This is a genomic window from Microbacterium sp. CPCC 204701, assembly GCF_004010105.1.
Taxonomy (GTDB): Bacteria; Actinomycetota; Actinomycetes; order Actinomycetales; family Microbacteriaceae; genus Microbacterium.
Genome location: NZ_RRYE01000017.1, coordinates 1 through 24,044, shown reverse-complemented (window position 1 = coordinate 24,044; position 24,044 = coordinate 1). Strand labels below are relative to the sequence as shown.

Genomic DNA, 24,044 nt, shown 5'->3' with positions numbered 1-24,044 from the left:
CGCAGCCGGCGTCATCGTGGGGCACGGACGAGCGTCGCGATGAGGTCGGCCTGCATGATCGAGCGCGCTTTGACCTCGGGAAGATGGGCGTCGAGTTTGGCTTTGACCTCCGTTCGTGCGGCATCCAGTGCGGCGAACCGCTCGCTCAAGTACTGCGAGGTGAACTCGTCGTGTCCGAACGCCCACTGCTCCAGCTCGAACATCTCGAGCACTTCGCGGTACTTGTGGCTCCAGCCGATCACGAGCGTCGGCACGGCCATCGCAAGCGACGACACCATCGCGTGGAACCGGCTCGCCACGAACAATGAGCAGCGGCCGATGACGTACCGGAGCTGCTGAGACGACAGCTCCTGGTCGATGAAGAGCAGGTCATCGCCAGGTCGCAGGCGGGAATGGATCTCGCGGCACAGCGGGAGGTCGTTGTTGTGCGTCTTGTCGGTCCCGGTGCGCACGCTGTGCGGTACCAGCAGGACTCGCTTGCCCTGCGCGCGGAGCGATTCGATGAAGAAGACGAGCTGCCCGATGTAGTCGCCGCTGCGCGCGTCGACCTTCTTCTGCAGTACGACGCTAGGGCACACTCCCACAACATCGCCGTCGAAGAAGGACATGTCGAACTGCTCTTGGACCGCGTCGTGCTCGGTGCCGTCGAGCTCCAGCGAAAAGGCGTAGTCGGCACCGGCCACGATGTTTGTCAACCCGAGCCTCTCTGCGAACTCGTGGGTGATCCGTCCCCGCGTCACGATCGTGCGCACTCTCGGCAAGAAGGTCTTGGACGCCCATCTGTTGACCGGGTTCTTGAAGGGGCCGACGGCTTGCGCACACTTGAACACCGGCGTGCGGGTGTTCAGCGCGGGCAGGATCGACGCCACGTTGTAGAGCAGGAACTTCTCTCGCCCGTCCGTGAACGTGATACCGCCCTGATCGAGCAGCACGTCGGACTCCGCAAGTGCCCGGATGGCGCGCGACCGCGTGCGGAGGACGCGCCGGAGAAACGGCAGGAGCCGATAGGCGAGGGCGAGCGTGTTGATCGTCACGCCGAGCTGACGCGGCGCGGCCGCGACGATCTCCAGGTTCGAGTAGACGTTCTGCGCGGCGTCCTCCGCCGGGTACATGCTCAGCAGTGTGAACTCCGGGTCGTCCAGCCGCTCGTTCAGCGTCTGGATGGCCGCCTCGAGCATCGCCGATGCCCCTTTGTTGCCGGACAGGGCGGAGCCGACGATCGTGATGCGGGGACCTGTCATGGACGGTGCTCCTTGGGAATGGCGCGGCGCAAACCGACATAGAGGAGGGCGATCAGGCCGTCGCCGAGCGTGCTGAGCAGTCGCGCGAGCAGGCTGATGACGATCGCCTCGGGAACGGGGATGTACTGGCTGAGAATAAGCACGATGACCGCCTCTCGGACGCCGAGACCGCTCGGCACGAAGAAGGCGAGGATGCCGACGGCGCCGGCCAGAACGTACGCCGCCGCGAACGGCAGCCACTGCGCGGGGCCGATGTCGGTTGCGGTCTCGGCGAGAAGGACGAAGCCGACGCCGTTCAGAATGCGCGGGCACAGGAACTCGAACGAGAAGCGCACCGCCTGCCATGAGGTCAGGAAGTAGTCGGGCGGCACCTCGCTCTTGAGCACCCGACGTGCGGGGACGTTCACGAGGGCGTGGAAGAACGGCTTGTAGCCGACTGCCACCATCGGAATGAGCACGAGGAGCGGAAGCACGAGGAGTGTGGCGTTGTCGCCGAAGATCTGCGGCCCGAGGCTCGCAAGGAGGATCACGACGCTCGGCACGAGGGACGCGATCTGCAGGAAGACGTTCTCGTAGACGAAGGTGATGGCCACGAGCGAGCGGCTCACGCCCTTCTTGCCCGCCCAGACGACCTTGTTGACGACAGAGCCGACTTGGCCAGGAATGTACTTCAGCAGCCAGGAGGCGCACTGCACCACGATCGCTTCGAGCGGCGTGACGCGGCTCTCTCGGCTTGGATCCAGCAGCCGCACCATCCGTCCCCACAGCAGGCCTGTGACGGGGACGGCGACCGCGAACAGCAGTGTCGCGACGACCCACAGAAGGTCGAACGCAAGGTGCTCAGCGGCGATGCGATCCCAGTTCTCCCACAGCGCGACGGCGAAGAAGTACGCGACCACGCCCACGATCAGGACAGTGATGGCCCAGCGGAGGGCGCGTTTGGCCCAGCGCGGCGAGAGTGCTGGCTCTGTCATGTCGAATCGGTCAGTTGTAGCGTCGGAAGGTGTCGAGTTCCTTCTTCTGGGAGTACGGCACCATACCCTCGGGGTGCGCGTAGCCGATCGCGATGAGCATCACGACACGGTCGGTGAGCGCCAGCCCCAGCGTCTTCTGCATCTTGCGCTCGAGAGGCTCGAAGTCCGGCCAATTGATCACGGACGAGCTGAGACCCAGCGTCTCCAGGCCGAGCATGAACTGCATGGCCGCGAGGGAGCTGTCGACGTAGATTGCGTGGCGGTCGCGAGGGCTGAAGTACGACTCCAGCTTCCCGACGACAACGGCGATTGCAGGGATGTTGTGCCCGTAGCCGGCGGTCCCGAACGGAATCGACGAGACCGTTCTGACCTGCTCAGGATCGTCGAAGATGCGAAACTCGTACGGGAGCCGATTGCAGGCGGTCGGCGCCTGTCGTGCCAGGAGCAGGGCCTTGTCAACGAGGTCGCGCGGGACCTCGCGGTCCTCGAACCATCGCACGCTGCGACGCTGCATCACGAGCGACTCCAGCGACTCGTAGTCGACCTCGGACAGCAGCCGCTTCACGTACGGGATCTTGCCGGTGAACCGACCGGGGTATTCGGCTGACTCGAATCGCTCGCGGGCGGCCTGGACGGTGGCATCGGCTCCCACCGCCACGCGGAAGTACTCGGTGAGCACGTCGTGTGCCCAGTCCATCTCGCTCTGCTCCATGGTCCCCGGAGACACCCGGCACTGCGTGACGGCCTCCTCGTAGAACTCGATGGTCTCGGTGATGTAGTCGCGCGCGAACACGTCGCGACGGGGACGCATGATGAGTCCCTTCTCGAGCCGGTGAACGTTGCGGCGCAGTTCGACGTGCGTCACACGGTCGCGATGCTTGTTGCGGTAGTAGTCGCGCCTACCGCGCAGGACGGCGGACTGCTCGCGGTTGAAGGTGACGAAGCTCACGAGGTACCAGAAGAACGTCAAGAACCGGCTGGAGCCGAAGGTCTCGAGGACGACGCGGTTCACGACTTCGTAGACACGCCGGATCCAGGTGATCGCGAGCAGATTCTTGGCGATGCGCTTGAGCGTGTTCAGCACGCGGGATCTCCCGTGGGTTCGGACAGACGGACGGATGGGCCGGGTCAGCGCGATGCGGATTCGGGGGCGCTGAGACGCGCGTCGTCAGTGCGATCCGCCTCGTACTCGCGTGCGACGACGACGCCGGCCGGATCCTCGACCGGCTCGCGCAGGTCGTGCCGCGTCAAGAGTGCTTCGACCGCATCGGCGCTCACCGGCAGCGAGGGGTGGTGGGAGGCATCCGCCGAGGTCACCGTCGTCGGGTCGGCGATGCGATCAGGCGCGTACTGCAGGAGCTTGATGCGCTCGAGGGCGTCTTCGACAAGCGTCCGATTCGTCCGCAGCATGTCGGAGATGACGAGCAGTGCGACGCTGAGCAGCGCGCCCACGAGCATCGCCGACCCGAAGATGAGCGATTGGATGTGGTCACCGGCGATCCCCAGCCACGTGAGCGCCAAGAACCGTCCGAAGGGGATGACGGCACCGAGGAGGAAGAGTGCTGCCATCGTGAGGAACACCGCGTGCGGCTTGAACATGATGTAGCTGCGCATGATCGCCTGGCCGGAACGGCCCATGTGCTGAAAGATGTTCTTGAAGAGCCGCGACTCGCGCGTCTTGGGGTTGGTCCTGACGGCGACGCTCGCGATGCGCAGGCGCTTGTTGCCGGCCTGGATGATCGTCTCCATGCAGTAGCTGAACTGCGTCACGACGTTGAGTCGGATGAGCGACTCGCGGGAGTACGCCCGGAACCCGCTCGCGGCGTCGGGGAGGTCGGTCTCGGCGGCGAAGTTGACGATCGTGCTGCCGACGCCCTGCATGAGCTTCTTGAAGGGCGAGAAGTGCTCGATCGTCTTGGTCTGGCGGTCGCCGATGACGATATCGGCCTCGCCGTTCAAAATCGGCCGCACGAGGTCCGCGATCCGCTCCTGAGGGTACTGGTTGTCGCCGTCGGTGTTGACGACGATGTCGGCGCCGTGCTGGAGCGCGTAGTCCACGCCATCGCGGAACGATCGCGCGAGCCCCATGTTGCGCGTGTGGAAGACGAAGTGCTCGACCCCCAGCTCGCGGGCGACCTCCACCGTCCGGTCCGAGGAGCCGTCATCGATGACAAGGATGTGGATCTCATCGACGCCGTCGATCTGCTTCGGGATGCTATTCAGCACGAGGGACAGCGTCGCCTCCTCATTGAGGCACGGCACCTGGACGAAGACTCGCATGCATCACTCTCTTATCCGTGGGGTGGCCCGCCACGCCGACGCCCAAGTCTACCCGCCGTTCGCCGACGCCCGACGCCCGGGCGCCGTCGGTCAGGGCGCGGTCAGAATGATGCTGTGCAGTCCGATACCCAGCGTGCGACCGTCGGTCGAGACTCCGGCCTCCGCCGGCGAGATCGCGTCGGGCAGTTCGAAGGTCAGCGTGACGGTGCCATCGACAACCGCAGACCCGGGCACGGTGACCTCGATCGTCATCTGGTTACCCACGATCCACTCGCCGAGGGAAGCTCTGCCTGCGTGGATTCGAACCCGCTGCGGCTCGTGGCCCAGCGGCATGTACGCGTGCACGCCGAGACTCAGCTGCACGTCGCCTTGAATATCGTCAGGGAGGCGAAGCGACGCTTCGGCTCGCTCCTCGTCGGTCCACGTGCCCCACTCCTCAGGTTCTGACCACCCTTCGCGGAGCATCGCGGCCGAGAACTTTCCGGCTCCGAAGGCCGCTGTCTCACCGGGCGTGAGGGTGGTCGCTCCCGCTGTGGCATCGATGTCGTCGAGGGCATAGATGCGAATGGGGTATCTGCCGTCCGACGCCGGCGCAAGCAGGTTGAGGAGGTGAATCGTGTCGTGGGCGCCGTCCATGTAGTCCATGCGCTGGAGTTGAGCGGAAGTGACGAAGAGTGGCGTGGCGCCTGCGATCTCGTCCTGCGTGATCAGCACGGCGGGGCCTGACTCATCGAAGTCCCCTGCCGCGAGGACGGCCTTGAACGTCGACTGGCGGAAGACGGGATTCTCCTCGGTGGCCTGAAGGGCGAGACAAAGCGTCTGACATAGTCGGCCATCCTGCACGACGATCACCGTGTCGTCGGACAACTGGTCGACCTCGGCGCGCACCTCGCCGAGAGCGTGGAAATCCATGTTGATCATGTCGGCCCCTCGCACAAGTGCGGGAACGAATGGCACCATCGCTGCCACCGTCAGGACGGCGACGACGGCCTGCCACCGCGCGCGCAGTCGGTCGAGACACACGGCTGCGGCGAGCAGCACGACCGGGACGAACGGTGCGAGGTATCTCGCGAAGTAATAGTAGTACCGGAGCGAGGGGCGCAGGAGGGCTGCATAGAGCATCACACAGTAGACGAACGCGATCGCGATCACCCAGTAGCGCTGGCGCCGCGCGTCGTCGCCCAGCAGCTTCCGGTGCCACACGATGAGTCCGACGATCGCGACGCCCAGGAGAACGAAGCCGACGGAGAAAGCGAAGGCGAACAGAGAGAGCTGGGGTGCAGCCTCCAGCAGGCCTTGGCCCTTGAACCACGCGTCACGTTCACCGGCGTCAGGGGCGACGACGGCGAAGCGCCACCATCGGTACGCGATCACGGCGAGGCTGCCGATTATCGCCGTCGGCACGAGCCACGAGGCCCAGCGACGTCGAGTCGCAGTCGCCGCGGTCAGCCTCTCGCCGAGAGGGCTGCGCACCAGCAGCCACACGACGACGATGACCGCGAGAGTCGCCACGATGACGACTGCAATGATGGGATAGAGCCCCCAGGCGGACGTCTGCCGACCGAATATGCCGGTCAGGTGTCGGTAGTTGTCGAAGGTGTACTGCGGCGACGTGCGCGTCATTGCGAGCGCGCCGGCACCGAACGAGAGCACAGCCAGGACTGCGGAGACCATCGTGCCGACCGTGCGGGTGGTCATCATCACGTAGATCGCGATGACCACGAAGACGGGCATCAGCGTGTAGATGCTGACATGGAAGAACGAGAACGCCGCAACCGGTACCCAAGTGAGCGCCTTGATCGCGGCGCTCTCGCTCGTCGCGACGTACAGGAACACGGTCATGATGAGGCCGAGGAAGATCTCGGTGAGCGAGGTCTTCGATACCCACAGCACAAGCGGCGAGAGCGCGAACGCGCCGCACGCGATTCCTGTAGTCAGCTTCGACAGCCGCAGGTTGCGGTCAAGAGTGAGATAGAGCACCACGATCGTGACGAGGTACGGCACGGTGAGAATGCTCATCATCCCGGCGGCGCCGAAGATCATCCCCGACAATGAAAGCAGGGCCGGGAAGTTCGGGATCCCGTGATAGATGCCGCACGCCTTCTCGGGGTCGACGCCCGACCAGGTGCCGAACCGCAGCTGATCCCAGGCCGCGTAGAACCCTCCGCCGAGCCGCTGATCGGCCAGATCGGCGCGCACAAGTTCGCCGGCCGAATCTCCCACGGCAGCGAACTCGTCCGACCAGCACACGAGAGCGTTGTCGACGCCGTTCATGAGCAGCAGGGCGTGCGTCTGATAGACACCCTCGTCCTGCCCCATTCCGAAGAAGCCGAACTTGACCGCGGTCAGACCGCAGGCGACCACGAGGATGCCGAGGAGCATCCAAGATCCATGGCGAGAGCGCGCCCGCCACGACCAAGCGGACAGGTCCGGCCCGCGGCGGATCATGAGGATCGCGGCCGCGACTGCGGCGACGAGCGCCACCAGCAGGAGGGTGAGCCCCAGCGAGTAGTCGTTGATCGCGAACAGCGACTCGCTGACCACCATGAATGCGAACAGGAAGAACGAGATCCCAAGGGACACGTCGCGGACCAGCATCCAGCCACCGTGAAGGAGCGCGCTGACCCACGCGTAACCCGCACAGATGGTCACGGCCGCCAGCAGCAGGATCAGCCCGAGCATCACGCTGAATACTCCGGCAGGGCGGCGCGAAGCGGCTCCACGAGCTCGTTCCAGAGATCCGTCGCGTAGTCGTCCCACGTGCGCGTCGGGCGGGCGGCGGCCTCGGCGCGGAGACGCTGGAGGAGCACGTCATCCGTCAGCAGCAGGCGCATCTTCTCGCGGATGTCGTCGTCGGAGTAGGCGTCGACCAGGAGGGCTCCGCCGCCCTCGGCGATCTCCTTCATGCTGCCGAACCCCGACGTGAGGCACGGCGTCCCCGACGCGAGCGACTCGGCCACCGGAAGCCCGAAGCCCTCATAGAAGGAGGGGAACATCGTGAACCGGGCAAGCCGGTAGGCCGCCCAGATGAGGTCGTCCGATGCGCCCGATACGATCTGCAGCGCTCGTCCCGCGGCGACGAGCTCCTCGGCGCGGCCTGCGAACTCCGCCCCACCCCATGACCGCCCCCCGATGAAGACGAGCGAGAAGCGCATACCCTCGCACCACAGCCTCTCGGCGGCCTCTAGAAGAGGGAGGTGGTTCTTGCGCGGCTCGTGTGAGCCGACGACGAGCACCATCGGCAGCGATGCGATCATGAGCGACTCCCGTGCTTCTGCGAGGGCGGCGTCGCTCACCGCACCGGCCACGGCGGGCAGCGGAACCCCCACGATCTCGGGTCCCGCGACACCGATGGCGCGCAGTCCCGATTTCCACCCCTCGTACTCGCGGGCCACCGAGTGCGAGATCGTGGCGATGCGTCGGTTGTGACGCAAGGCGGCGAGGTGGCGGGCGAACACATCGGACATTCCCGTTGCGGTGGTCTCGGCCGCGACGATCGGCACCAGATCGTAGGCGATCGAGCCCGAGGGATTCCCGCTGAAGCGGCTCAGCGCGCGCATGCGGGTGCTGCGCTGCGGCTCGGCGGCGAGCTCCGCGGTCGTCATCGCGGCCCGCCAAGGCACCACGAGCTCGGCGTCTTCGGCAGCGATCGGCAGCGAGGGATCCTCGATGCCGAAGGCTGCGGCTTCGCGCCGAGTGAGCGAGCGCATCGCGTCGAAGTCCGCGGTCCAGGCGACGGGCACGATGTCGTCGTGCGCGACCAGCCAACGGCTCACCGTCTCACGAACGACGCGCTGGATACCGGTGGTGAACGTCGCAGCCGCTGTATTGCCGACGTCGACGACGACATTCGACACGACGCGCACGGAGCGCACGGCATTTCCCGCAGGCAGCTGCGCGACGATCGCCTTCGCAAGTCCCAGCGGCTCGAACTCGGCCTCGCGCGCGACCCGTGTGACAACAGCCTCGTCGGGAAGGCGGCCGGACAGCACTGCGAGAGCGAGCCACACCTGCGACCAGTCGGCGGGATCTACGAGGGCTGCCACCGTCTCGTGGACATGGCCCGTCGGCAGGGGCTTGCCGAGCGCGTCGGCGAGAGTCGCAAGCCGGACGGCAGGCAGCTTGACGCCGAGCAGCTCTGTCAGAGACGCAGCCGATCCCGCTCGGCTGCCTTTGGACAGCCGGGGCACACGACGGATCACTGGCCTCTCACCCCGCTGTCGAAGAAGAACCGCCACAGCTGGTCGGCGTAGTCGTCCCAGCTTCGCTGCGGCCGTGCAGCGATCTCGGCGCGCAGCCGTTCACGCAACTGCGGCTCGCTCACGATCCGCCGCAGCCCCTCGGTCATCGACCGATCGTCGCGAGGGTCGACCGTCAAGCACCCGCCGCCGCGTGCGATCTCGCCCTGACTGCCGTACGACGCCGTCATCACGGGAGTGCCCACGGACAGCGCCTCGACGACGGGGAGTCCGAAGCCTTCCTGCAACGAGGCGAACACCACGGCATCGGCGCCCGAGAGCTCCTCCCAGAGCACATCGTCAGTCACCGGCCCCAATTCGACGATGCGCCGACCGCGCGTGATGAGGTGGTTCTGCACACCCAGGAAGGACGTGTGGTCGCGCCCCATGCGGCCCATGAAGCGCAACTCGAATTCGAGCCCGTCGCGCCACAGACGCTCGGCCGCCCACAGAATGGCCTCGTGGTTCTTGTGTTTCTCACGAGTGCCGGGGCACACGATGACCACATCCTCATCCGTGCCACGCTCAGGGACGCCGACGCGCGTACCGCGCTGCACAGTCACCTCGGGAAGTGGCACCGCACGCACCTGAGGGCCGCCGAGGCCCTGAGCGGGGAGCGCCTGGACGTACCCGGCGAACTCGGCTGCGGTCGCCTCCGAGATGCACGCCACCGAGTGCGAATGCTTGATCACCGAGATCAAGGCGGTGGAATCGACCGACTCTCCGTGCTCGCGCAGGTCGGCGCTCGTGAGAGGAATGAGGTCGTAGCCGACGTGGTGCACCCGGCTGCCCGAGAACCGCGCCATCGCTGCCCATCCGTCGGCTTTGCCACCGCGGGGCGCATCGACGAAGACCACGTCGGTGCGGTAGGGCACGATCAGCTCAGGTTCTGCGGATGCGGCGTCGGCGCGATCCGACCCGACCGCGCGCGCCGACTCCTGCGCGGTGAGCGACTGGAGCGCGAAGTGCTCGTCGTTCCAACGGGCGAGGACGATCGGGCCCAGGGAAGCCCACCGGGGCACCGTCTCGCGCACGACCCGCTGGATGCCGCTCACGTAATCGGACGTCGCCGCTGTATAAACCTCTACGACAGGCTCGTCGGTGACGACGCGCATACCCGCCGCGACGTACGGCCCGGGCGTGCGCAGGCAGCTGAGCAGCAGCGCTTCGATGGAGTCCTCGCGACTCTGGGACTGCAGCGCGCGGGAGAATCTCAGGAACTCGGCCGTGCCTGGATAGCGCGTGTGCACGGCCGTGAACAGCAGCCAGCGTTCGGGCGCCGCGGCCGACGGGACCGCCGCATCGACGAGCGCCGGGAGCAGTGCCGCTGCGGCTCGCGCGGGGTCGGGGTCGTGTGCCGCAGCCGGCAACGCCGACAGCGAATGACGACCCGCCTCGCGCAGGCGCTCGGCGAGCGCAAGCAGGAGTCCGGCTGCCGGCTCGACTTTCGCGGAGTCTGGTGCGGGCGTCATCGATCCCGCCGTCCGGTGATCGCGAACTGCGCGTTGCGCACGGCGCGCAGGGGCGCCGTGACGCGCCACGAGACCGTTCCCTCCATGACGTGGATGTGAGTGAGCAGCCGGTGGATCTCGTCACGGGCAGCAGCGAGTTCGGCGGAGGGCGCGGCAGATGGAGACGCATCGGCGACCATCGCGTCGGCCCACGAGTTGAGCGCGCGGGCACGCCAGAAGAGAAGCTGATCGGTCACGTGCGCCAGTTCGACCTCCGCCTGGGACTTCGCCGCGCCGAGCGCGGCGTCTCTGGCCTCGAGCTCTGCGGCGAAGTGGCTCGTCACCCTCGCCAACTCGTCGGCCAGTCCGTCCGAGAGCGCCTTCTCGCGGTAGGCCCGGAAGTCATCGAGCGCGCACACGGGATACGACAGCGCAGGCTTGAGGTCGAGGTGCTCCTTCGCCACATAGAACCGCGAGACCCCGTCGAACAGGCAGAGCTCGTAGCCCGCGGCGAGCACGCCAGGCTCCCACTCCTCAGCGGAAGACTCGGTGCTGTTCGGCAGTGTCGCCTCGATCACGAGCACCCACGGCCGCCAGGTGGTGAGATCGATCGTCGACAGCACACGCGCCTCGGCTCCTTCGACGTCCACGACGAGGAACTGGATGTCGCTGCCGCCCCAGCCTGTCTGCTGCAGGAGCGTGTCGAGTCGCGCCGTCCGCACGGTGAGCTCCTCCGGAGCCCGGCCGTCGTCGACATGGCGCGACTCGATGTCGTCGACGAGCGTCGACAGGCCGGTGCCCGGGAACACGTGCAACGTGACCTCGTCGCCTTCTGCGTCCGTCACCGCGGCCTCGATCTGCCGGTCGCGAGGGCGCTCCTCGCGGTGCAGTGCCGCGAACGCGGGAACCGGCTCGATCGTCAGTCCGCTCCATCCGCGATCGTAGAAGGCGCGCGTGATCGAATCGAGCGTCGGATGGTTCGCTCCCACCTCCACGTAGCGCCCTGCGACAACGTCGCCCACCGCACGCCACAACACGACATCCTCGTGATTCTGGCCGTACGAGATGAAGGAGTCGTCGGTCACCGACGAATCCTATCAAGGCGCAAACCTGGTGAACGCCGGGTGAACAGTCCCGCTCAAGCCCGCGGATCGGCCGCCTAGACTTGTGGCGGCGCGCCGGCGGCACCCGCCCCGGCGCAGGGCCCTCGTGCGGCCCGACCCGCGACGAGAGGATCCACGTGGAAGACGCCGCGGCCGAGCGGGAGAACCGACTCGCCGACGCTCCTTGGCGCGAAGTCACGCCCACCGTCGGCGTCATGCGCGGCACGTGGGGATCCGCGCGCGAGCTCTTCGCGAACCGGGAGCTTCTCGGCCTCCTCACACGTCGGGAGATCCGGGCCAAATACAAGGACTCGGTGCTGGGCATGCTGTGGAGCATCGCCCGGCCCCTTGTGCAACTCGGCATGTACTACCTGGTCCTCGGCCAGTTCCTGGGCGCCGCTCGCGGCATCCCCGACTTCGCGGTCTTCATCTTCGCGGGCCTCGCCATCTGGGGCCTGTTCAGCGAGGTCGTGGGTCAGGGCACCGGGACGATGGTGGCGAACGCCGCGCTCATCAAGAAAGTGCATCTGCCCCGCGAGATCTTCCCCTTGGCGACGGTCGGCTCGGCACTGTTCAACTTCGCACTGCAGTTCGTCATCCTGCTGGCCGCGACTCTCCTCACCGGCGGCATGAACCTCGAGAACCTCATCGCGTTGCCCCTCTCGATCCTCGTCACGCTGACGTGGGCGCTCGCGCTGGCGTTCGTGCTCAGCGCGCTGAACGTGTACCTGCGCGACATGACCTACCTCGTCGAGCTGGCGCTCATGATCGGCTTCTGGTTCTCGCCCATCGTGTACAGCTTCGCGATGGTGAAGGACGTGATGCCGGAGCTCTTCACCCAGATCTACCTGTTCAACCCGGTCACGCTCGCCGTTTTCGGCATTCAGAGCGTCATGTGGAGCAAGGGCGCCGACGAGATGTTTCCCGACGGGCTCAAACTGGCCTTGCTCATCGCCCTCGCCGTGGGTCTGGTGGTGCTGTTCATCTGTCAGCGTGTGTTCGATCGGCTGCAGCGCGATTTCGCCCAGGAGCTCTGAGTGACCAAAGTCATCCGCGTCGAAGACGTCGTCAAGACCTTCACGATCCGCAAGCAGAAGTCGCTGAAAGAGGCGATCGTGAACTCGCGCCAGGGGCGACTGCACACCGAGACCTTCACGGCGCTCGACCACGTGTCGGCCGCGATCTCGTCCGGCGAATCGGTGGGGCTCGTCGGTCCCAACGGCTCCGGCAAGTCGACCCTCCTCAAGCTCATCGGCGGCATCCTCGCTCCCAACGAGGGGCTGGTCGCCACGCGCGGGCGCATCGCCGCCCTGCTCGAACTCGGCGCGGGCTTTCACAACGACCTCTCGGGCCGCGAGAACGTCTTCCTCAACGCGTCGGTGCTGGGGTTGTCGCAAGCCGAGACGAAGCGCTACTTCGAGGAGATCGTCGATTTCTCCGAGATCGGCGAATTCATCGACACCCAGGTGAAGTTCTACTCGTCTGGCATGTACGTGCGGCTCGCGTTCGCCATCGCGGTGCACGTCGACCCCGACATCCTGCTCGTCGACGAAGTGCTCGCGGTCGGCGACGAGCCTTTCCAGGCGAAGTGCATGCAGCGCATCCGCCGCTTCCAGCGGGAGGGCCGCACCATCGTCTTCGTGTCACACGCTCCCGCACAGGTGGCCGACCTGTGCGACCGGGCGATCCTGCTGCAGCACGGTCGCGTCATCGCCGACGACGAGCCCGACGTGGCACTGGCGACACTCCACGACTTCTACCAGCCGGCGATCGACTCGGCGCGGCAGGAGTCGGCGGCGCGCTCGCCCCATGCGGCCGGACTCGGTGCCGTGCACGTCTCGGATGCCGTCGGCCAGGCTCTGACGGACGGCGCGAAGCTCACGCCGGGTGGCGGGATCCGCCTCGACTGCGTCGTCGACTTCCCCGAACCCGTGCCTGGCTGGGCGTTCCGCGTAAGTATCGAGGATGCCCTCGGAACCGTCTACACCTCGATCGACTCGCGCGAGCACCTCCGACTCGACCTTCCCGTCGGAACCGGCACGCAACGCTTCACCGTCGCGGTGCCGGAGCTCTGGGTGGGCGGCGGGGAGTACCACGTGGCGCTCAGCGTGCGCGATGCCGACGACCTGCCCATCGGCGAGTTGAGCCGCGCCGGCTCCTTCGCTGTGCAAGGCCTGAAGCTGAGCGACGGCCCGGTGTATGCGCACGCCCGGATCGAGTTGCACTGATGCGCATCCTGGTCGTCGCCCCGCAGTTCGAAGAGGAAGGCCGTGGCATCGCCGGCATCGTGCGGTCCGTGATCGCGGGCGCCGCCGCCGCAGGACACGAGGTGGGCGTACTCACCGGGTTCGTGCCCGACGGACGCGACCCGTACGAGCAGGCCGTCGAGTATCTCGCCTCCGGGGACTCGACGATCCTCAGCCAAGCCGGCGGGCTCAAGAACGGCATGATCCTCGCCGTCTCGCAGGGTCTGCGCGGTGCGCCCCTGCGACGACAGGTCATCCGGCCGCCCCAGGGTGAGCCGAATCGCCTGTTCGGCGGCGCGGCCTTCGTCCTGAACACTCCCCTGCTCTACCTGTTCTTCCATCTGCGTCGCCTGAGGATCTTCCGCTGGCTCGTGCGGCGCGCCGCACGCAAAGCGGGCGTCGATCTCGTGATCGCAGGAGCGCCCCTCCCCCTCGCAGCGCGGCAGGTGCGACCCGCCCGGCTCGCTCAGGTCATGTACGACTTCATGCCGCTGGAGCTGAGCGAGATCGGGGAGGGCACACGCGAGCGCTTCCGTCAATCCATCACGAAGGCGATCCGGGGCAGCGATTTCCTGTTCTCCATCTCGCGCGATACGTCCGCCAAGGTGCGCGAGCGTCGACCGGATGCGCGCATTTACGAGGTATACGGCGTCGCACACCCTGTGGGCGCCCCGGTCCCCGAGCCCGAACAGGCGGCGATCCTCGACAACGAGCTGCTCGAACCCGGGCGATACCTGCTGTTCATTTCGGCACTGGAGACCCGCAAGAACCTCGTGCGGCTGATGGACGCGTTCCGCATCGCGCATCCCCGTATCGGCATGCCGCTCGTCATCGTCGGATCACCCGGCGAGAGCTTCGCTGAGATCGACGAGCACTACCGCGCGCTGCGCCGCGACGTGCGACAGGACATCGTGTTCACCGGGCGAGTGAGCGAGGCCAAGAAGCATGTGCTGCTTGCCAACTGCAATGCCGTCGTCTTCCCATCCCTCTATGAGGGACTGGGACTGCCGGTGCTCGAAGGACTCGCCTATGGCAAGCCCGTCGTGACGAGCAGGGTCGGCGCTCTGCCCGAGGCGGGAGGCGAAGCCGCCCTCTACCTGACAGACCCGCGCGACACCGACGAGCTCGCCGACGCGCTGGTGCGGATCGTGACGGATGCCGACCTTCGCGCCTCGCTTACGGCGCACGCGGCCGACCAGGTCGCGTTCTTCACGCAAGAGCGCTTCACCGAGCGCGTGGCGGCAGCGCTGAATGCGGAGTCTGGCGACGGGCGGCGCGCGTCCTAGGATTGACGAGGCGAAGCGCTACGTTTCGCCGGCACACAGCGGGAGAAGAACACGTGACAGGACAGCGACGACGGGCCCTCGTGACGGGCATCACCGGCCAGGATGGCGGCCACCTGGCCCAGCTGCTCACTGAGAAGGACTACGAGGTCTTCGGCCTCGTGCGCGGGCAGAACAACCCGCGCAAGGCTTCGGTGGAGGCCGAGTTCCCCGACGTGACCCTCATCGAGGGCGACCTCGCCGATCCCACGTCGCTTGTGCGCGCCATCGAGATCAGCAACCCCGATGAGGTGTACAACCTCGCCGCTGTCAGCCACGTGGGCTTCTCGTTCACCAATCCGACGCTCACGCTCGACGTGACGGGCAAGGGCGTGCTCAACCTGCTCGAAGCGATTCGGCTGACGGGACGTGCTGAGCGCACCCGCTTCTACCAGGCATCGACGAGTGAGATGTTCGGTGGCCTCGACTACAACCGCCCCGGCGCGGGGTACGACGAAGAGTCGCTCTTCCACCCCCGGAGCCCGTACGGCGTTGCCAAGCTCTATGGGCACTGGATCGCAAAGAACTACCGCGAGAGCTACGGGATGTTCGTGTCCTGCGGCATCCTGTTCAATCACGAAGGCGAGCGACGCGGCCGAGAGTTCGTGACCCGCAAGATCACCGACGCGGTCGCCCGCATCCACCTCGGGATGCAGTCGCACATCGAACTCGGCGACCTGTGGCCGAAGCGCGATTGGGGCTACGCGGGCGACTACACGCGCGGAATGTGGCAGATGCTGCAGCACGACACACCCGATGACTTCGTGCTCGCCACCGGTCAGACCCAGTCGATCGAAGACTTCCTCGCCCTTGCGTTCGCCGAGATCGGGGTCGACGACTGGCGGCCGCTCGTGAGGCAGAACCCCGCGTTCCTTCGTCCTGCCGAGGTCGATATTCTGCTCGGCAACCCCGCCAAGGCCGAGACTGTGCTCGGCTGGACACGCGAGGTGAGCTTCGAGCAGATGGTGAAGCTGATGGTCGCGCACGACATCGCGCTCAACTCCTCCACGGCATAGTCCCGTGGCACAGGGCACTCTCGCTGTCACCGGCGTCGACGGATTCGTCGGGCGACACGTCGCGCGACTCGCCGTAGAGGGCGGGTGGCGCGTCGTGGGACTGTCGCGTGCCGCCGAGCCGGACTCCGAACTGGCACCTCTGCTCTACGACTACCATGCGGGCGATCTCACCAGACAGTGGCCCGCGTCGCTGCGCGCCGACGCCGTGATCCACCTCGCGGGACTTGCCGCCGTCGGGCCGTCGTTCGACAGCCCCCAGGAGTACATCGAGACCAACAGCGCCATGGTCACGCTCATGTGCGAGGCGATGCTCGGATGGGACGCGCCGCCCCGGCTGGTGGGCGTCAGCTCGGGTGCCGTCTACAGTGCAGGCACCCGATCTCAGGCAATCGACGAGGGCACTTCGACAGAGCCCACCTCGCCCTATGTCGTGAGCAAGCTGCTCGTCGAACAGCAGCTCGCCTACTACGCGCGCCGCGGCATCGACACCGTGATCGTACGGCCGTTCAACCACCTCGGCCCCGGCCAGCGTCCGGGGTTCCTCGTGCCCGATCTGACTACGGCGCTTCGCGAGCTCTCGCCCGCAGAGCCTATGCCCAGTGGCAACCTTGCGTCCGAGCGCGACTACACCGACGTGCGCGATGTCGCCGCCGCATACCTGATGCTCGCCGGGGCGCCATCGCATGAGCACCCGGTGTACAACGTCTGCTCCGGTAGGGCGGTCGCAGGACACGAGATGCTGTCACTTGTGGCGTCCGCGCTGCGGATACCCGTTCCTCAGACCGTCGTCGACCCTGCACGCGTGCGTGCGCTCGACAATCCGAGCATCACGGGATCCGCCGCGCGACTGCGCAGCGAGTACGGCTGGGCGCCGCAGATCGACCTCGCGCAGTCGATCGCGGACTTCGTCGCAGCGTCGAGCACCTGATCCAAGACCCGGCCAGCTGACAACGGGACCGCCTTCGCGCTACACGACGGACCGCGTCAGACCGGACTCTGCTCAAGCACGTTGGAGACGATTCCGGCGGTGCGGTCCCAGTCGTATGCAGCCGGCGCCGGAGGGTTCACACGGCGGCGTTTGCCCGCTGCGGCGACGAGCGCAGCGGCCCATTCCTCGGCGTCCGCCGATGACTCCATCGCCCACCCCCGGTCGCCGACGATCTCCCCGACCGCCTCGCAGCCGCGCCAGAAGATGACAGGAACTCCGCAGGCGATCGACTCGAGCGCCGGCAGCCCGAAGCCCTCGAGCGTCGAGGGCATCACCGTCGCCGCGGCGCCGCGGTAGAGCATCGCGAGTCGTGCATCGTCCACACCGTGCAGCACCGTCACGCGGTCTCCGACACCGAGGGCCGAAGTACGGGCACGGACGGCCGCGGCCTCACTCTCCGGCACGACGACCGACACGCGCGCCCGGACCGCCAACACCAGCGCGCGAAGCACCACGTCGAGGTTCTTGTGCGGCCGGGTATTGCCGACGAACAGCGTGTAGGGCTCGACGGTGGCCACCGCATCGCCGGCCGGTTGGAACACGGCCGAGCATCCGTTGCCGGCATTGACGATGCGCACCGCATCGTCGCGCACCCACTCGGCGATGTCGCGCGCGGACGTCTCTGACACGGTGAGCACCACTCCCGCCTTGCGAACCGCGTGCCGAACCGGCCCGGCGTAGTATGCCGCGAATTTCGCGCGCCCCGGCCACGGGACCCGCAAGTGGATCATGTCGTGGACGGTCAGGATCTGACGCTGCGCGCGCACGAGCGCTCCGTACCCGGGCGAGTACACGAGAGCTCCCCGCGGCAGATCGGGGAGCCTCCGGAGCGCATCCATGGGTCCGTGCGGGCTGCCGTCGAGTCCGAGAGGTCGCCAGTCCCCTCGCAGTCGCCGGAGCACCTCATGCGCGTATCGGCCGATGCCGTGATCGCCCCGATAGCGGTCGTCGACGTAGAGCGCCCTCATGGTCACCGCACCTCCGCCGAGCGGGCCGGGGGCGGGCTCCCGGTCGCGGTCGCGAGCCAGTTCCCGATCCGATCGACGAAGACGGGCGTGTCGAACTCGAATGCGCGCGCGACGCAGGCCTCGGCCCTCGCGGCCACCGCGCGGTCGACGGCGGTTCTCAGCTCGGTGCGGGTCCATTCGTGGACGAGTGCGCCGGTCGCGCCGTCGACGACGGTCTCGGCGGTGCCTCCGATCGCGTTCGCCACCACCGGTGTTCCGGTCGCCATCGCCTCGACGGGCATGATGCCGAAGTCCTCGACTGCTGGGAACACGAGAGCGAGCGCACGCCGGTACAGCTCGGCGAGAAGCCCAGAGGAAGGGTCGCGCACGAAGATCACCCGGCCGCTGCGCTTCGCCGCGATCGCCCGAAGCCGGCCCTCGTCGGGCCCGCCACCGGCCAGCACGACGGGCACGCCCGCAGCGAGGCCCGTCTCGATCACGCGGTCGAGCCGCTTGTACGGCACGAATCGAGACACGCCGAGCAGGAACTCAGCCGGGAGTTCGGCAAGTGTCGCCCGTTCGGCGGGCGCGACCTCGGCGGGCGGGGCCGCGAACGCCGCCACATCGATCGGCGGGTGGATGACGGTCGACTCACGCTCCCACGTGTCGGCGATGCGCTGGGCGACGAACGCGCTGTTCGCGGCGATCGCGACCGGCTCGGCCGCGCGCTTGCGGTCGAGGGGCCTCAGCAGCGAGGAGCCGGTGCGAGCCGCGGGCCCGCGGCCACGGCCGTCGAGTCCGGGTACCCAGATGTATCTCGCGGGCGTGTGGGCATACACGAGCTTGGGCGCGTCGCGCGCGGGGCCGGCGAAGCGGGCATGGTGCGAGAACAGGTGACTGCTGCAGAGCACCCAGTCGGCGTGCCGTGCGGGCAGGTGCCGCCAGACCGACGGCATGAAGGGAAGCGCCACTGCTTTGCTGCGTCGCAACGGCGTGCGGGCGAGCACGGTCTCATGCACGCCCGCGAACCTGCCGTCGCTGTCATCCCACAGACAGAACCGCTCGGCGTCGGGAAACGTACGAGAGAGCACTTCGAAGACGTTCTCGGAGCCGCCATGCCGTGCGAGCCACTCGTGGACGAGGATGCCGCTCACGCGCCGCTCCTCAGGCCGCGCACGATCGCGGGCGCGAGCGATGCGGCGGTGTGGTCGGTCACGTCGCTCCTTCCTTCGCGCGAGTGCGGGCTGAAGAGATCTTCGCATGCGCCGTGCATGCGAAAGGGCCGGTCCCTCACGGGTCCGGCCCTCTCGATCAGCAGATCGTCAGAACTTACTTCAGGATCTTCGTGACCGTGCCGGCGCCGACGGTGCGGCCACCCTCACGGATGGCGAAGCCGAGGCCCTCCTCCATGGCGATCGGCTGGATGAGCTCGACCGTCATGTCGGTGGTGTCGCCGGGCATGACCATCTCGGTGCCCTCGGGCAGCGTGATGACGCCGGTGACGTCGGTGGTGCGGAAGTAGAACTGCGGGCGGTAGTTCGTGAAGAACGGGTTGTGGCGGCCGCCCTCCTCCTTGGACAGGATGTACGCCGTGCCCTCGAAGTTGGTGTGCGGGGTGACCGAACCGGGCTTCACGACGACCTGGCCGCGCTCGACGTCGTCACGCTTGGTGCCGCGGAGGAGCAGACCACAGTTCTCGCCGGCCCACGCCTCGTCGAGCTGCTTGTGGAACATCTCGATGCCGGTGACGATCGTCTTCTGCGTCGGGCGCAGACCCACGATCTCGACCTCGGAGTTGATCGCGAGGGTACCGCGCTCGGCGCGGCCCGTGACGACCGTGCCACGGCCCGTGATGGTGAAGACGTCCTCGATGGGCATGAGGAACGGCTTGTCCTTGTCACGCACCGGGTCGGGGATCGACTCGTCGACGGCGTCCATGAGCTCGACGATCTTCTCGACCCACTCGGCGTCGCCCTCGAGAGCCTTCAGGCCCGAGACGCGCACGACCGGAGCGTTGTCACCGTCGAAGTCCTGCGACGACAGCAGCTCGCGGACCTCGAGCTCGACGAGCTCCAGGATCTCCTCGTCGTCGACCATGTCGGACTTGTTCAGCGCGACGAGCAGGTAGGGGACGCCGACCTGCTTGGCGAGCAGCACGTGCTCACGCGTCTGCGCCATCGGGCCGTCGGTGGCCGCGACGACCAGGATCGCGCCGTCCATCTGGGCAGCGCCGGTGATCATGTTCTTGATGTAGTCGGCGTGACCGGGGGCGTCGACGTGCGCGTAGTGACGCTTGGGCGTCTCGTACTCGACGTGCGAGATGTTGATCGTGATGCCGCGCTGACGCTCCTCGGGAGCGGAGTCGATCGACGCGAAGTCGCGCTGCACGTTGGTGGCCGACGGGTACTTGTCGGCGAGCACCTTCGAGATCGCTGCAGTGAGCGTGGTCTTGCCGTGGTCGACGTGACCGATCGTTCCGATGTTCACGTGCGGCTTGGTGCGCTCGAACTTGGCCTTAGCCACTGGGTCCTCCTCAGGACGTTCGTGTAGAAGCTCCGGGCACTGGTTTGCGACCGGTCGTCTACGGGGATTTTTCTACCTTAGTAGAGGGGTTCTGTTGAAGCTGTGTGAAGTTGTGGAATCCCGGATGCCGCACGGGGCGGCATCCGGGAGGGCTCATTCGCCCTTGTTCTTCTGGATGATCTCGTCGGCCACGGCGCGAGGAACCTCGGCGTAGCTGTCGAACTCCATCGAGTACACGGCGCGGCCCGAGGTCTTCGAGCGCAGGTCGCCGATGTAGCCGAACATCTCGGAGAGCGGGACCAGTGCCCGGACGACCTTGACGCCCTGGGCGTCCTCCATCGACTGGATCTGGCCACGACGCGAGTTCAGGTCGCCGATGACGTCGCCCATGTACTCCTCGGGAGTACGCACCTCGACGGCCATGAGCGGCTCGAGAAGGACGGGGTTCGCCTTGCGGATGGCCTCCTTGAAGCCCATCGACCCGGCGATCTTGAACGCCATCTCGGACGAGTCGACGTCGTGCGAGGCACCGTCCATGAGGGTCGCCTTGACACCCACCATGGGGTAGCCGGCGAGCACGCCGACGGCCATCGCGTCCTGGAAGCCCGAGTTGGTCGGCTCGATGTACTCGCGCGGGATGCGGCCACCGGTGACCTTGTTCTCGAACTCGTACGTCTTGTCGGCCGTGACCTCGAGCGGCTCGAGCGCGAACTGGATCTTCGCGAACTGACCCGAGCCACCGGTCTGCTTCTTGTGTGTGTAGTCGTGACGCTCGACGGTCTTGCGGATCGTCTCGCGGTACGCCACCTGGGGCTTGCCGACGTTCGCCTCGACCTTGAACTCGCGCTTCATGCGGTCCACGAGGATGTCGAGGTGCAGCTCGCCCATGCCCTTGATGACGGTCTGACCGGTCTCGGAGTTCTGCTCGACGCGGAACGTCGGGTCCTCTTCGGCGAGCTTCTGGATCGCCAGACCCAGCTTCTCCTGGTCGGCCTTCGTCTTGGGCTCGATGGCGACCTCGATGACGGGCTCGGGGAAGGTCATCGACTCGAGGACGACCTGGTTGGTCGAGTCCGACAGGGTGTCGCCGGTCGTGGTGTCCTTGAGGCCGATGACCGCGTAGATGTGCCCCGCGGTGACCGAGTCGACCGGGTTCTCCTTGTTGGCGTGCATCTGGAAGATCTTCCCGATGCGCTCCTTCTTGCCCTTGGTCGCGTTGACGACCTGGGCGCCGGAATCGAGGTGACCCGAGTACACGCGGATGTAGGTGAGGCGGCCGAAGAACGGGTGCGTGACGATCTTGAACGCGAGCGCCGCGAACGGCTCGTCACGGTCGGCGTGACGCTCGATGATCCTCTCTTCGTCCTTCGGGTCGTGCGCCTCGATGGCGGGCACGTCAAGGGGCGACGGCAGGTAGTCCACGACTGCGTCGAGCATCGGCTGCACGCCGCGGTTCTTGAACGCCGAGCCGCAGAGCACGGGGTACAGCTCGCCGGCGACGGTGAGCTTGCGGATGGCGCCCTTGATCTCGGCGACCGTGAGGCCTTCGCCGCTGAAGTGCTTCTCGAGAAGCACCTCGTCGGACTCGGCGACCGTCTCGAGCAGCGTCTCGCGGTACTCCGCCGCCTTGTCGGCGAGGTCGGCCGGGATCTCCTGGATCTCGTACTTGGCGCCCATGGTCACGTCGCCCTTGGCGTCGCCGGGCCACACCAGTGCACGCATCTCGACGAGGTCGACGACGCCGACGAAGTCGCTCTCGGAGCCGATCGGCAGCTGCAGCACGAGCGGCTTGGCCTTCAGTCGGTTGACGATGGTGTCGACGGTGAAGTAGAAGTCGGCGCCCAGCTTGTCCATCTTGTTGACGAAGCAGATGCGGGGCACGTCGTACTTGTCGGCCTGACGCCACACGGTCTCGGACTGGGGCTCGACGCCCTCCTTGCCGTCGAACACCGCGACCGCGCCGTCGAGCACGCGGAGCGAGCGCTCCACCTCGACGGTGAAGTCGACGTGGCCCGGCGTGTCGATGATGTTGATCTGGTTCTTGTCCCAGAAGCACGTCACGGCGGCTGACGTGATCGTGATGCCGCGCTCCTGCTCCTGCTCCATCCAGTCGGTGGTGGCAGCGCCGTCGTGCGTCTCGCCGATCTTGTGGTTGACGCCCGTGTAGAAGAGGATGCGCTCGGTCGTCGTCGTCTTGCCGGCATCGATGTGCGCCATGATGCCGATGTTGCGGACCTTGTTGAGGTCGGTGAGCACTTCTTGTGCCACGGGGTCTTCCTTTACCTGGTTTGGAGGTGGTTCTGGGCCGGGGCCCTTCGACAGGCTCAGGGACCGGAGGACCGGTCGCTGAGCCTGCCGAAGCGGATCACCAGCGGTAGTGCGCGAAGGCGCGGTTCGACTCGGCCATCTTGTGGGTGTCTTCGCGGCGCTTGACCGCGGCACCCAAGCCGTTCGAGGCGTCCAGGATCTCGTTCTGGAGGCGCTCGGTCATGGTCTTTTCACGACGGCCCTTGGCGTAGCTCACGAGCCAGCGCAGGGCGAGCGTGTTGGCGCGGTGAGGCTTGACCTCGACCGGCACCTGGTAGGTCGAACCGCCGACGCGGCGCGACTTGACCTCGAGAGTGGGGCGCACGTTGTCGAGTGCCTTCTTGAGGGTGGCGACGGCGTCCTGGCCGTTCTTGGCCTCGACGCCGCGGAGGGCGCCGTAGACGATCGACTCGGCGAGCGACTTCTTGCCGTCGACGAGGATCTTGTTGACCAGCTGGGTGACGACGGGGGCGCCGTACACCGGGTCGTTGACGACGGGGCGCTTCGGGGCAGGTCCCTTACGAGGCATCTTTCTCAGCCCTTCTTCGCGCCGTAGCGGCTGCGCGCCTGCTTACGGTTCTTGACAGCCTGGGTGTCGAGCGCACCGCGGATGATCTTGTAGCGGACGCCCGGGAGGTCCTTCACACGACCGCCGCGCACCAGCACGAGCGAGTGCTCCTGCAGGTTGTGGCCCTCGCCGGGGATGTAAGCGGTGACCTCGGTGCCGTTGCGGAGCTTGACACGGGCGACCTTGCGCATCGCCGAGTTCGGCTTCTTGGGCGTGGTCGTGTACACACGGGTGCAGACACCCGCCTGCTGCGGGTTCGCCTTGAGCGCCGGCGCCTTGGTCTTCGAGACCTTGGGCGAACGACCCTTGCGAACCAACTGCTGAATGGTTGGCACGTTCTCTCCTCATAGTGCTGCACGGTGACAGCGATGGTGGTTTCACCACAGATCCACCGGCGCGGCACGATCGTGCCGAACGTTTCGTGGTGGATATGCCGTGGGGGTGGCCTGTTCGCAGGCCGTTCCCTGAGAGTGGGCGGCCCCGCGGCCGAACCCCGTTCCCGGCATTGCACCGGGCACGGCGGACGGCGCGCGTGAGCGCACACCCGACCAATGATACGCGGGATGCCGGAGCCCGGTCAAACGCGCCGGATCCTGGCCCATCCGCCCCGGCTCCAGCGGTCCCCTGCGCAGGCGATCAGGTGAGCAGCAGGGTGAGCGCCACGCCGGAGAGGATCGCGACGACGACCACGGCGACCGCGAGGATCAGCAGCCGGGCGCCGGCGCGAGAACGGCGGGTGCGTGGCGGAGCGGGCCTCGATGCGTCGGCGCCGGCGCGATCGAGCGCCCTCGGCGAGGGCGTCTGCGCACGCGATGCGACGGCGACCTCCGGCGGCCGCGG

General features: G+C 67.0%; 20 protein-coding genes. 5 read left to right on the top strand and 15 right to left on the bottom strand.

The window, feature by feature from the left end; genetic code table 11:
* Positions 1–11: 11 nt before the first annotated feature.
* From EIO58_RS02965 to EIO58_RS02930, 8 genes are all read right to left on the bottom strand, one after another.
* A complete protein-coding gene (locus EIO58_RS02965) occupies positions 12–1,241 on the bottom strand; it encodes a polysaccharide pyruvyl transferase family protein (protein ID WP_127818207.1) in 1,230 nt (409 codons plus the stop codon).
* Positions 1,238–2,215 (bottom strand): lysylphosphatidylglycerol synthase domain-containing protein, encoded by a 978-nt coding sequence (locus tag EIO58_RS02960; RefSeq protein ID WP_127818206.1) that lies wholly within the window; start codon positions 2,213–2,215, stop codon positions 1,238–1,240. Before EIO58_RS02960 ends, EIO58_RS02965 begins: the two co-directional genes overlap by 4 nt.
* 10 nt (positions 2,216–2,225) lie before the next feature.
* A complete protein-coding gene (locus EIO58_RS02955) occupies positions 2,226–3,299 on the bottom strand; it encodes a nitroreductase family protein (RefSeq protein WP_127818205.1) in 1,074 nt (357 codons plus the stop codon).
* A gap of 44 nt (positions 3,300–3,343) precedes the next feature.
* On the bottom strand, positions 3,344–4,495 hold the full coding sequence (locus tag EIO58_RS02950; protein ID WP_127818204.1) for a glycosyltransferase family 2 protein: 1,152 nt from the start codon (positions 4,493–4,495) through the stop codon (positions 3,344–3,346).
* A gap of 90 nt (positions 4,496–4,585) precedes the next feature.
* Positions 4,586–7,177, bottom strand: a complete 2,592-nt coding sequence (locus EIO58_RS02945) for a DUF7024 domain-containing protein (RefSeq protein ID WP_127818203.1) — start codon at positions 7,175–7,177, stop codon at positions 4,586–4,588.
* Positions 7,177–8,685 carry a glycosyltransferase family 4 protein gene (locus tag EIO58_RS02940; protein WP_127818202.1) on the bottom strand — a complete coding sequence of 503 codons (1,509 nt, stop codon included), beginning with the start codon at positions 8,683–8,685 and terminating at the stop codon, positions 7,177–7,179. The genes EIO58_RS02945 and EIO58_RS02940 overlap by 1 nt, the downstream gene beginning before the upstream one ends.
* A gap of 8 nt (positions 8,686–8,693) precedes the next feature.
* Positions 8,694–10,205 (bottom strand): glycosyltransferase, encoded by a 1,512-nt coding sequence (locus EIO58_RS02935; RefSeq protein WP_127818201.1) that lies wholly within the window; start codon positions 10,203–10,205, stop codon positions 8,694–8,696.
* Positions 10,202–11,269, bottom strand: coding sequence for an FkbM family methyltransferase (locus EIO58_RS02930; RefSeq protein ID WP_127818200.1), 1,068 nt, complete (start codon positions 11,267–11,269; stop codon positions 10,202–10,204). Before EIO58_RS02930 ends, EIO58_RS02935 begins: the two co-directional genes overlap by 4 nt.
* 155 nt (positions 11,270–11,424) lie before the next feature.
* Between EIO58_RS02930 and EIO58_RS02925 the strand changes: the two genes are divergently transcribed.
* The 5 genes from EIO58_RS02925 to EIO58_RS02905 are packed head-to-tail and all read left to right on the top strand — an operon-like array spanning position 11,425 to position 16,799.
* Positions 11,425–12,324: an ABC transporter permease gene (locus tag EIO58_RS02925; RefSeq protein ID WP_240658538.1), complete on the top strand. Its 900-nt coding sequence runs from the start codon at positions 11,425–11,427 to the stop codon at positions 12,322–12,324.
* On the top strand, positions 12,325–13,515 hold the full coding sequence (locus EIO58_RS02920) for an ABC transporter ATP-binding protein (RefSeq protein WP_127818199.1): 1,191 nt from the start codon (positions 12,325–12,327) through the stop codon (positions 13,513–13,515). It begins immediately after the preceding gene.
* A complete protein-coding gene (locus tag EIO58_RS02915) occupies positions 13,515–14,819 on the top strand; it encodes a glycosyltransferase family 4 protein (protein ID WP_127818198.1) in 1,305 nt (434 codons plus the stop codon). The genes EIO58_RS02920 and EIO58_RS02915 overlap by 1 nt, the downstream gene beginning before the upstream one ends.
* A gap of 53 nt (positions 14,820–14,872) precedes the next feature.
* Positions 14,873–15,871: a GDP-mannose 4,6-dehydratase gene (locus EIO58_RS02910; protein ID WP_127818197.1), complete on the top strand. Its 999-nt coding sequence runs from the start codon at positions 14,873–14,875 to the stop codon at positions 15,869–15,871.
* Between the two features lie 4 nt (positions 15,872–15,875).
* A complete protein-coding gene (locus EIO58_RS02905) occupies positions 15,876–16,799 on the top strand; it encodes an NAD-dependent epimerase/dehydratase family protein (protein ID WP_127818196.1) in 924 nt (307 codons plus the stop codon).
* Between the two features lie 56 nt (positions 16,800–16,855).
* Here the strand turns inward: EIO58_RS02905 and EIO58_RS02900 are convergent, their stop codons facing one another.
* The 7 genes from EIO58_RS02900 to EIO58_RS18630 form a co-directional block, all read right to left on the bottom strand.
* Positions 16,856–17,827 (bottom strand): glycosyltransferase, encoded by a 972-nt coding sequence (locus EIO58_RS02900; RefSeq protein ID WP_127818195.1) that lies wholly within the window; start codon positions 17,825–17,827, stop codon positions 16,856–16,858.
* A 2-nt stretch (positions 17,828–17,829) separates the two neighbouring features.
* Positions 17,830–18,960 (bottom strand): glycosyltransferase, encoded by a 1,131-nt coding sequence (locus EIO58_RS02895; RefSeq protein ID WP_127818194.1) that lies wholly within the window; start codon positions 18,958–18,960, stop codon positions 17,830–17,832.
* A gap of 175 nt (positions 18,961–19,135) precedes the next feature.
* Positions 19,136–20,329 carry an elongation factor Tu gene (tuf, locus tag EIO58_RS02890; protein WP_127818193.1) on the bottom strand — a complete coding sequence of 398 codons (1,194 nt, stop codon included), beginning with the start codon at positions 20,327–20,329 and terminating at the stop codon, positions 19,136–19,138.
* A gap of 153 nt (positions 20,330–20,482) precedes the next feature.
* Positions 20,483–22,597 (bottom strand): elongation factor G, encoded by a 2,115-nt coding sequence (fusA, locus tag EIO58_RS02885; RefSeq protein ID WP_127818192.1) that lies wholly within the window; start codon positions 22,595–22,597, stop codon positions 20,483–20,485.
* A gap of 97 nt (positions 22,598–22,694) precedes the next feature.
* Positions 22,695–23,165, bottom strand: a complete 471-nt coding sequence (gene rpsG, locus EIO58_RS02880; protein WP_106816549.1) for a 30S ribosomal protein S7 — start codon at positions 23,163–23,165, stop codon at positions 22,695–22,697.
* Positions 23,166–23,170: 5 nt separating this feature from the next.
* Complete coding sequence (gene rpsL, locus EIO58_RS02875; protein WP_127818191.1) at positions 23,171–23,539, bottom strand: 30S ribosomal protein S12; 369 nt, start codon at positions 23,537–23,539, stop codon at positions 23,171–23,173.
* A 301-nt stretch (positions 23,540–23,840) separates the two neighbouring features.
* Positions 23,841–24,044 (bottom strand): hypothetical protein (locus tag EIO58_RS18630; RefSeq protein WP_164861507.1); only part of this gene is annotated, 204 nt, incomplete at its 5' end.

Coding starts and splice junctions, on each gene's coding strand:
- EIO58_RS02965 (WP_127818207.1), bottom strand. CDS start 1,241: ATGACAGGTCCCCGCATCACGATCGTCGGCTCCGCCCTGTCCGGCAAC.
- EIO58_RS02960 (WP_127818206.1), bottom strand. CDS start 2,215: ATGACAGAGCCAGCACTCTCGCCGCGCTGGGCCAAACGCGCCCTCCGC.
- EIO58_RS02950 (WP_127818204.1), bottom strand. CDS start 4,495: ATGCGAGTCTTCGTCCAGGTGCCGTGCCTCAATGAGGAGGCGACGCTG.
- EIO58_RS02945 (WP_127818203.1), bottom strand. CDS start 7,177: ATGCTCGGGCTGATCCTGCTGCTGGCGGCCGTGACCATCTGTGCGGGT.
- EIO58_RS02935 (WP_127818201.1), bottom strand. CDS start 10,205: ATGACGCCCGCACCAGACTCCGCGAAAGTCGAGCCGGCAGCCGGACTC.
- EIO58_RS02915 (WP_127818198.1), top strand. CDS start 13,515: ATGCGCATCCTGGTCGTCGCCCCGCAGTTCGAAGAGGAAGGCCGTGGC.
- EIO58_RS02900 (WP_127818195.1), bottom strand. CDS start 17,827: ATGAGGGCGCTCTACGTCGACGACCGCTATCGGGGCGATCACGGCATC.
- rpsG (WP_106816549.1), bottom strand. CDS start 23,165: ATGCCTCGTAAGGGACCTGCCCCGAAGCGCCCCGTCGTCAACGACCCG.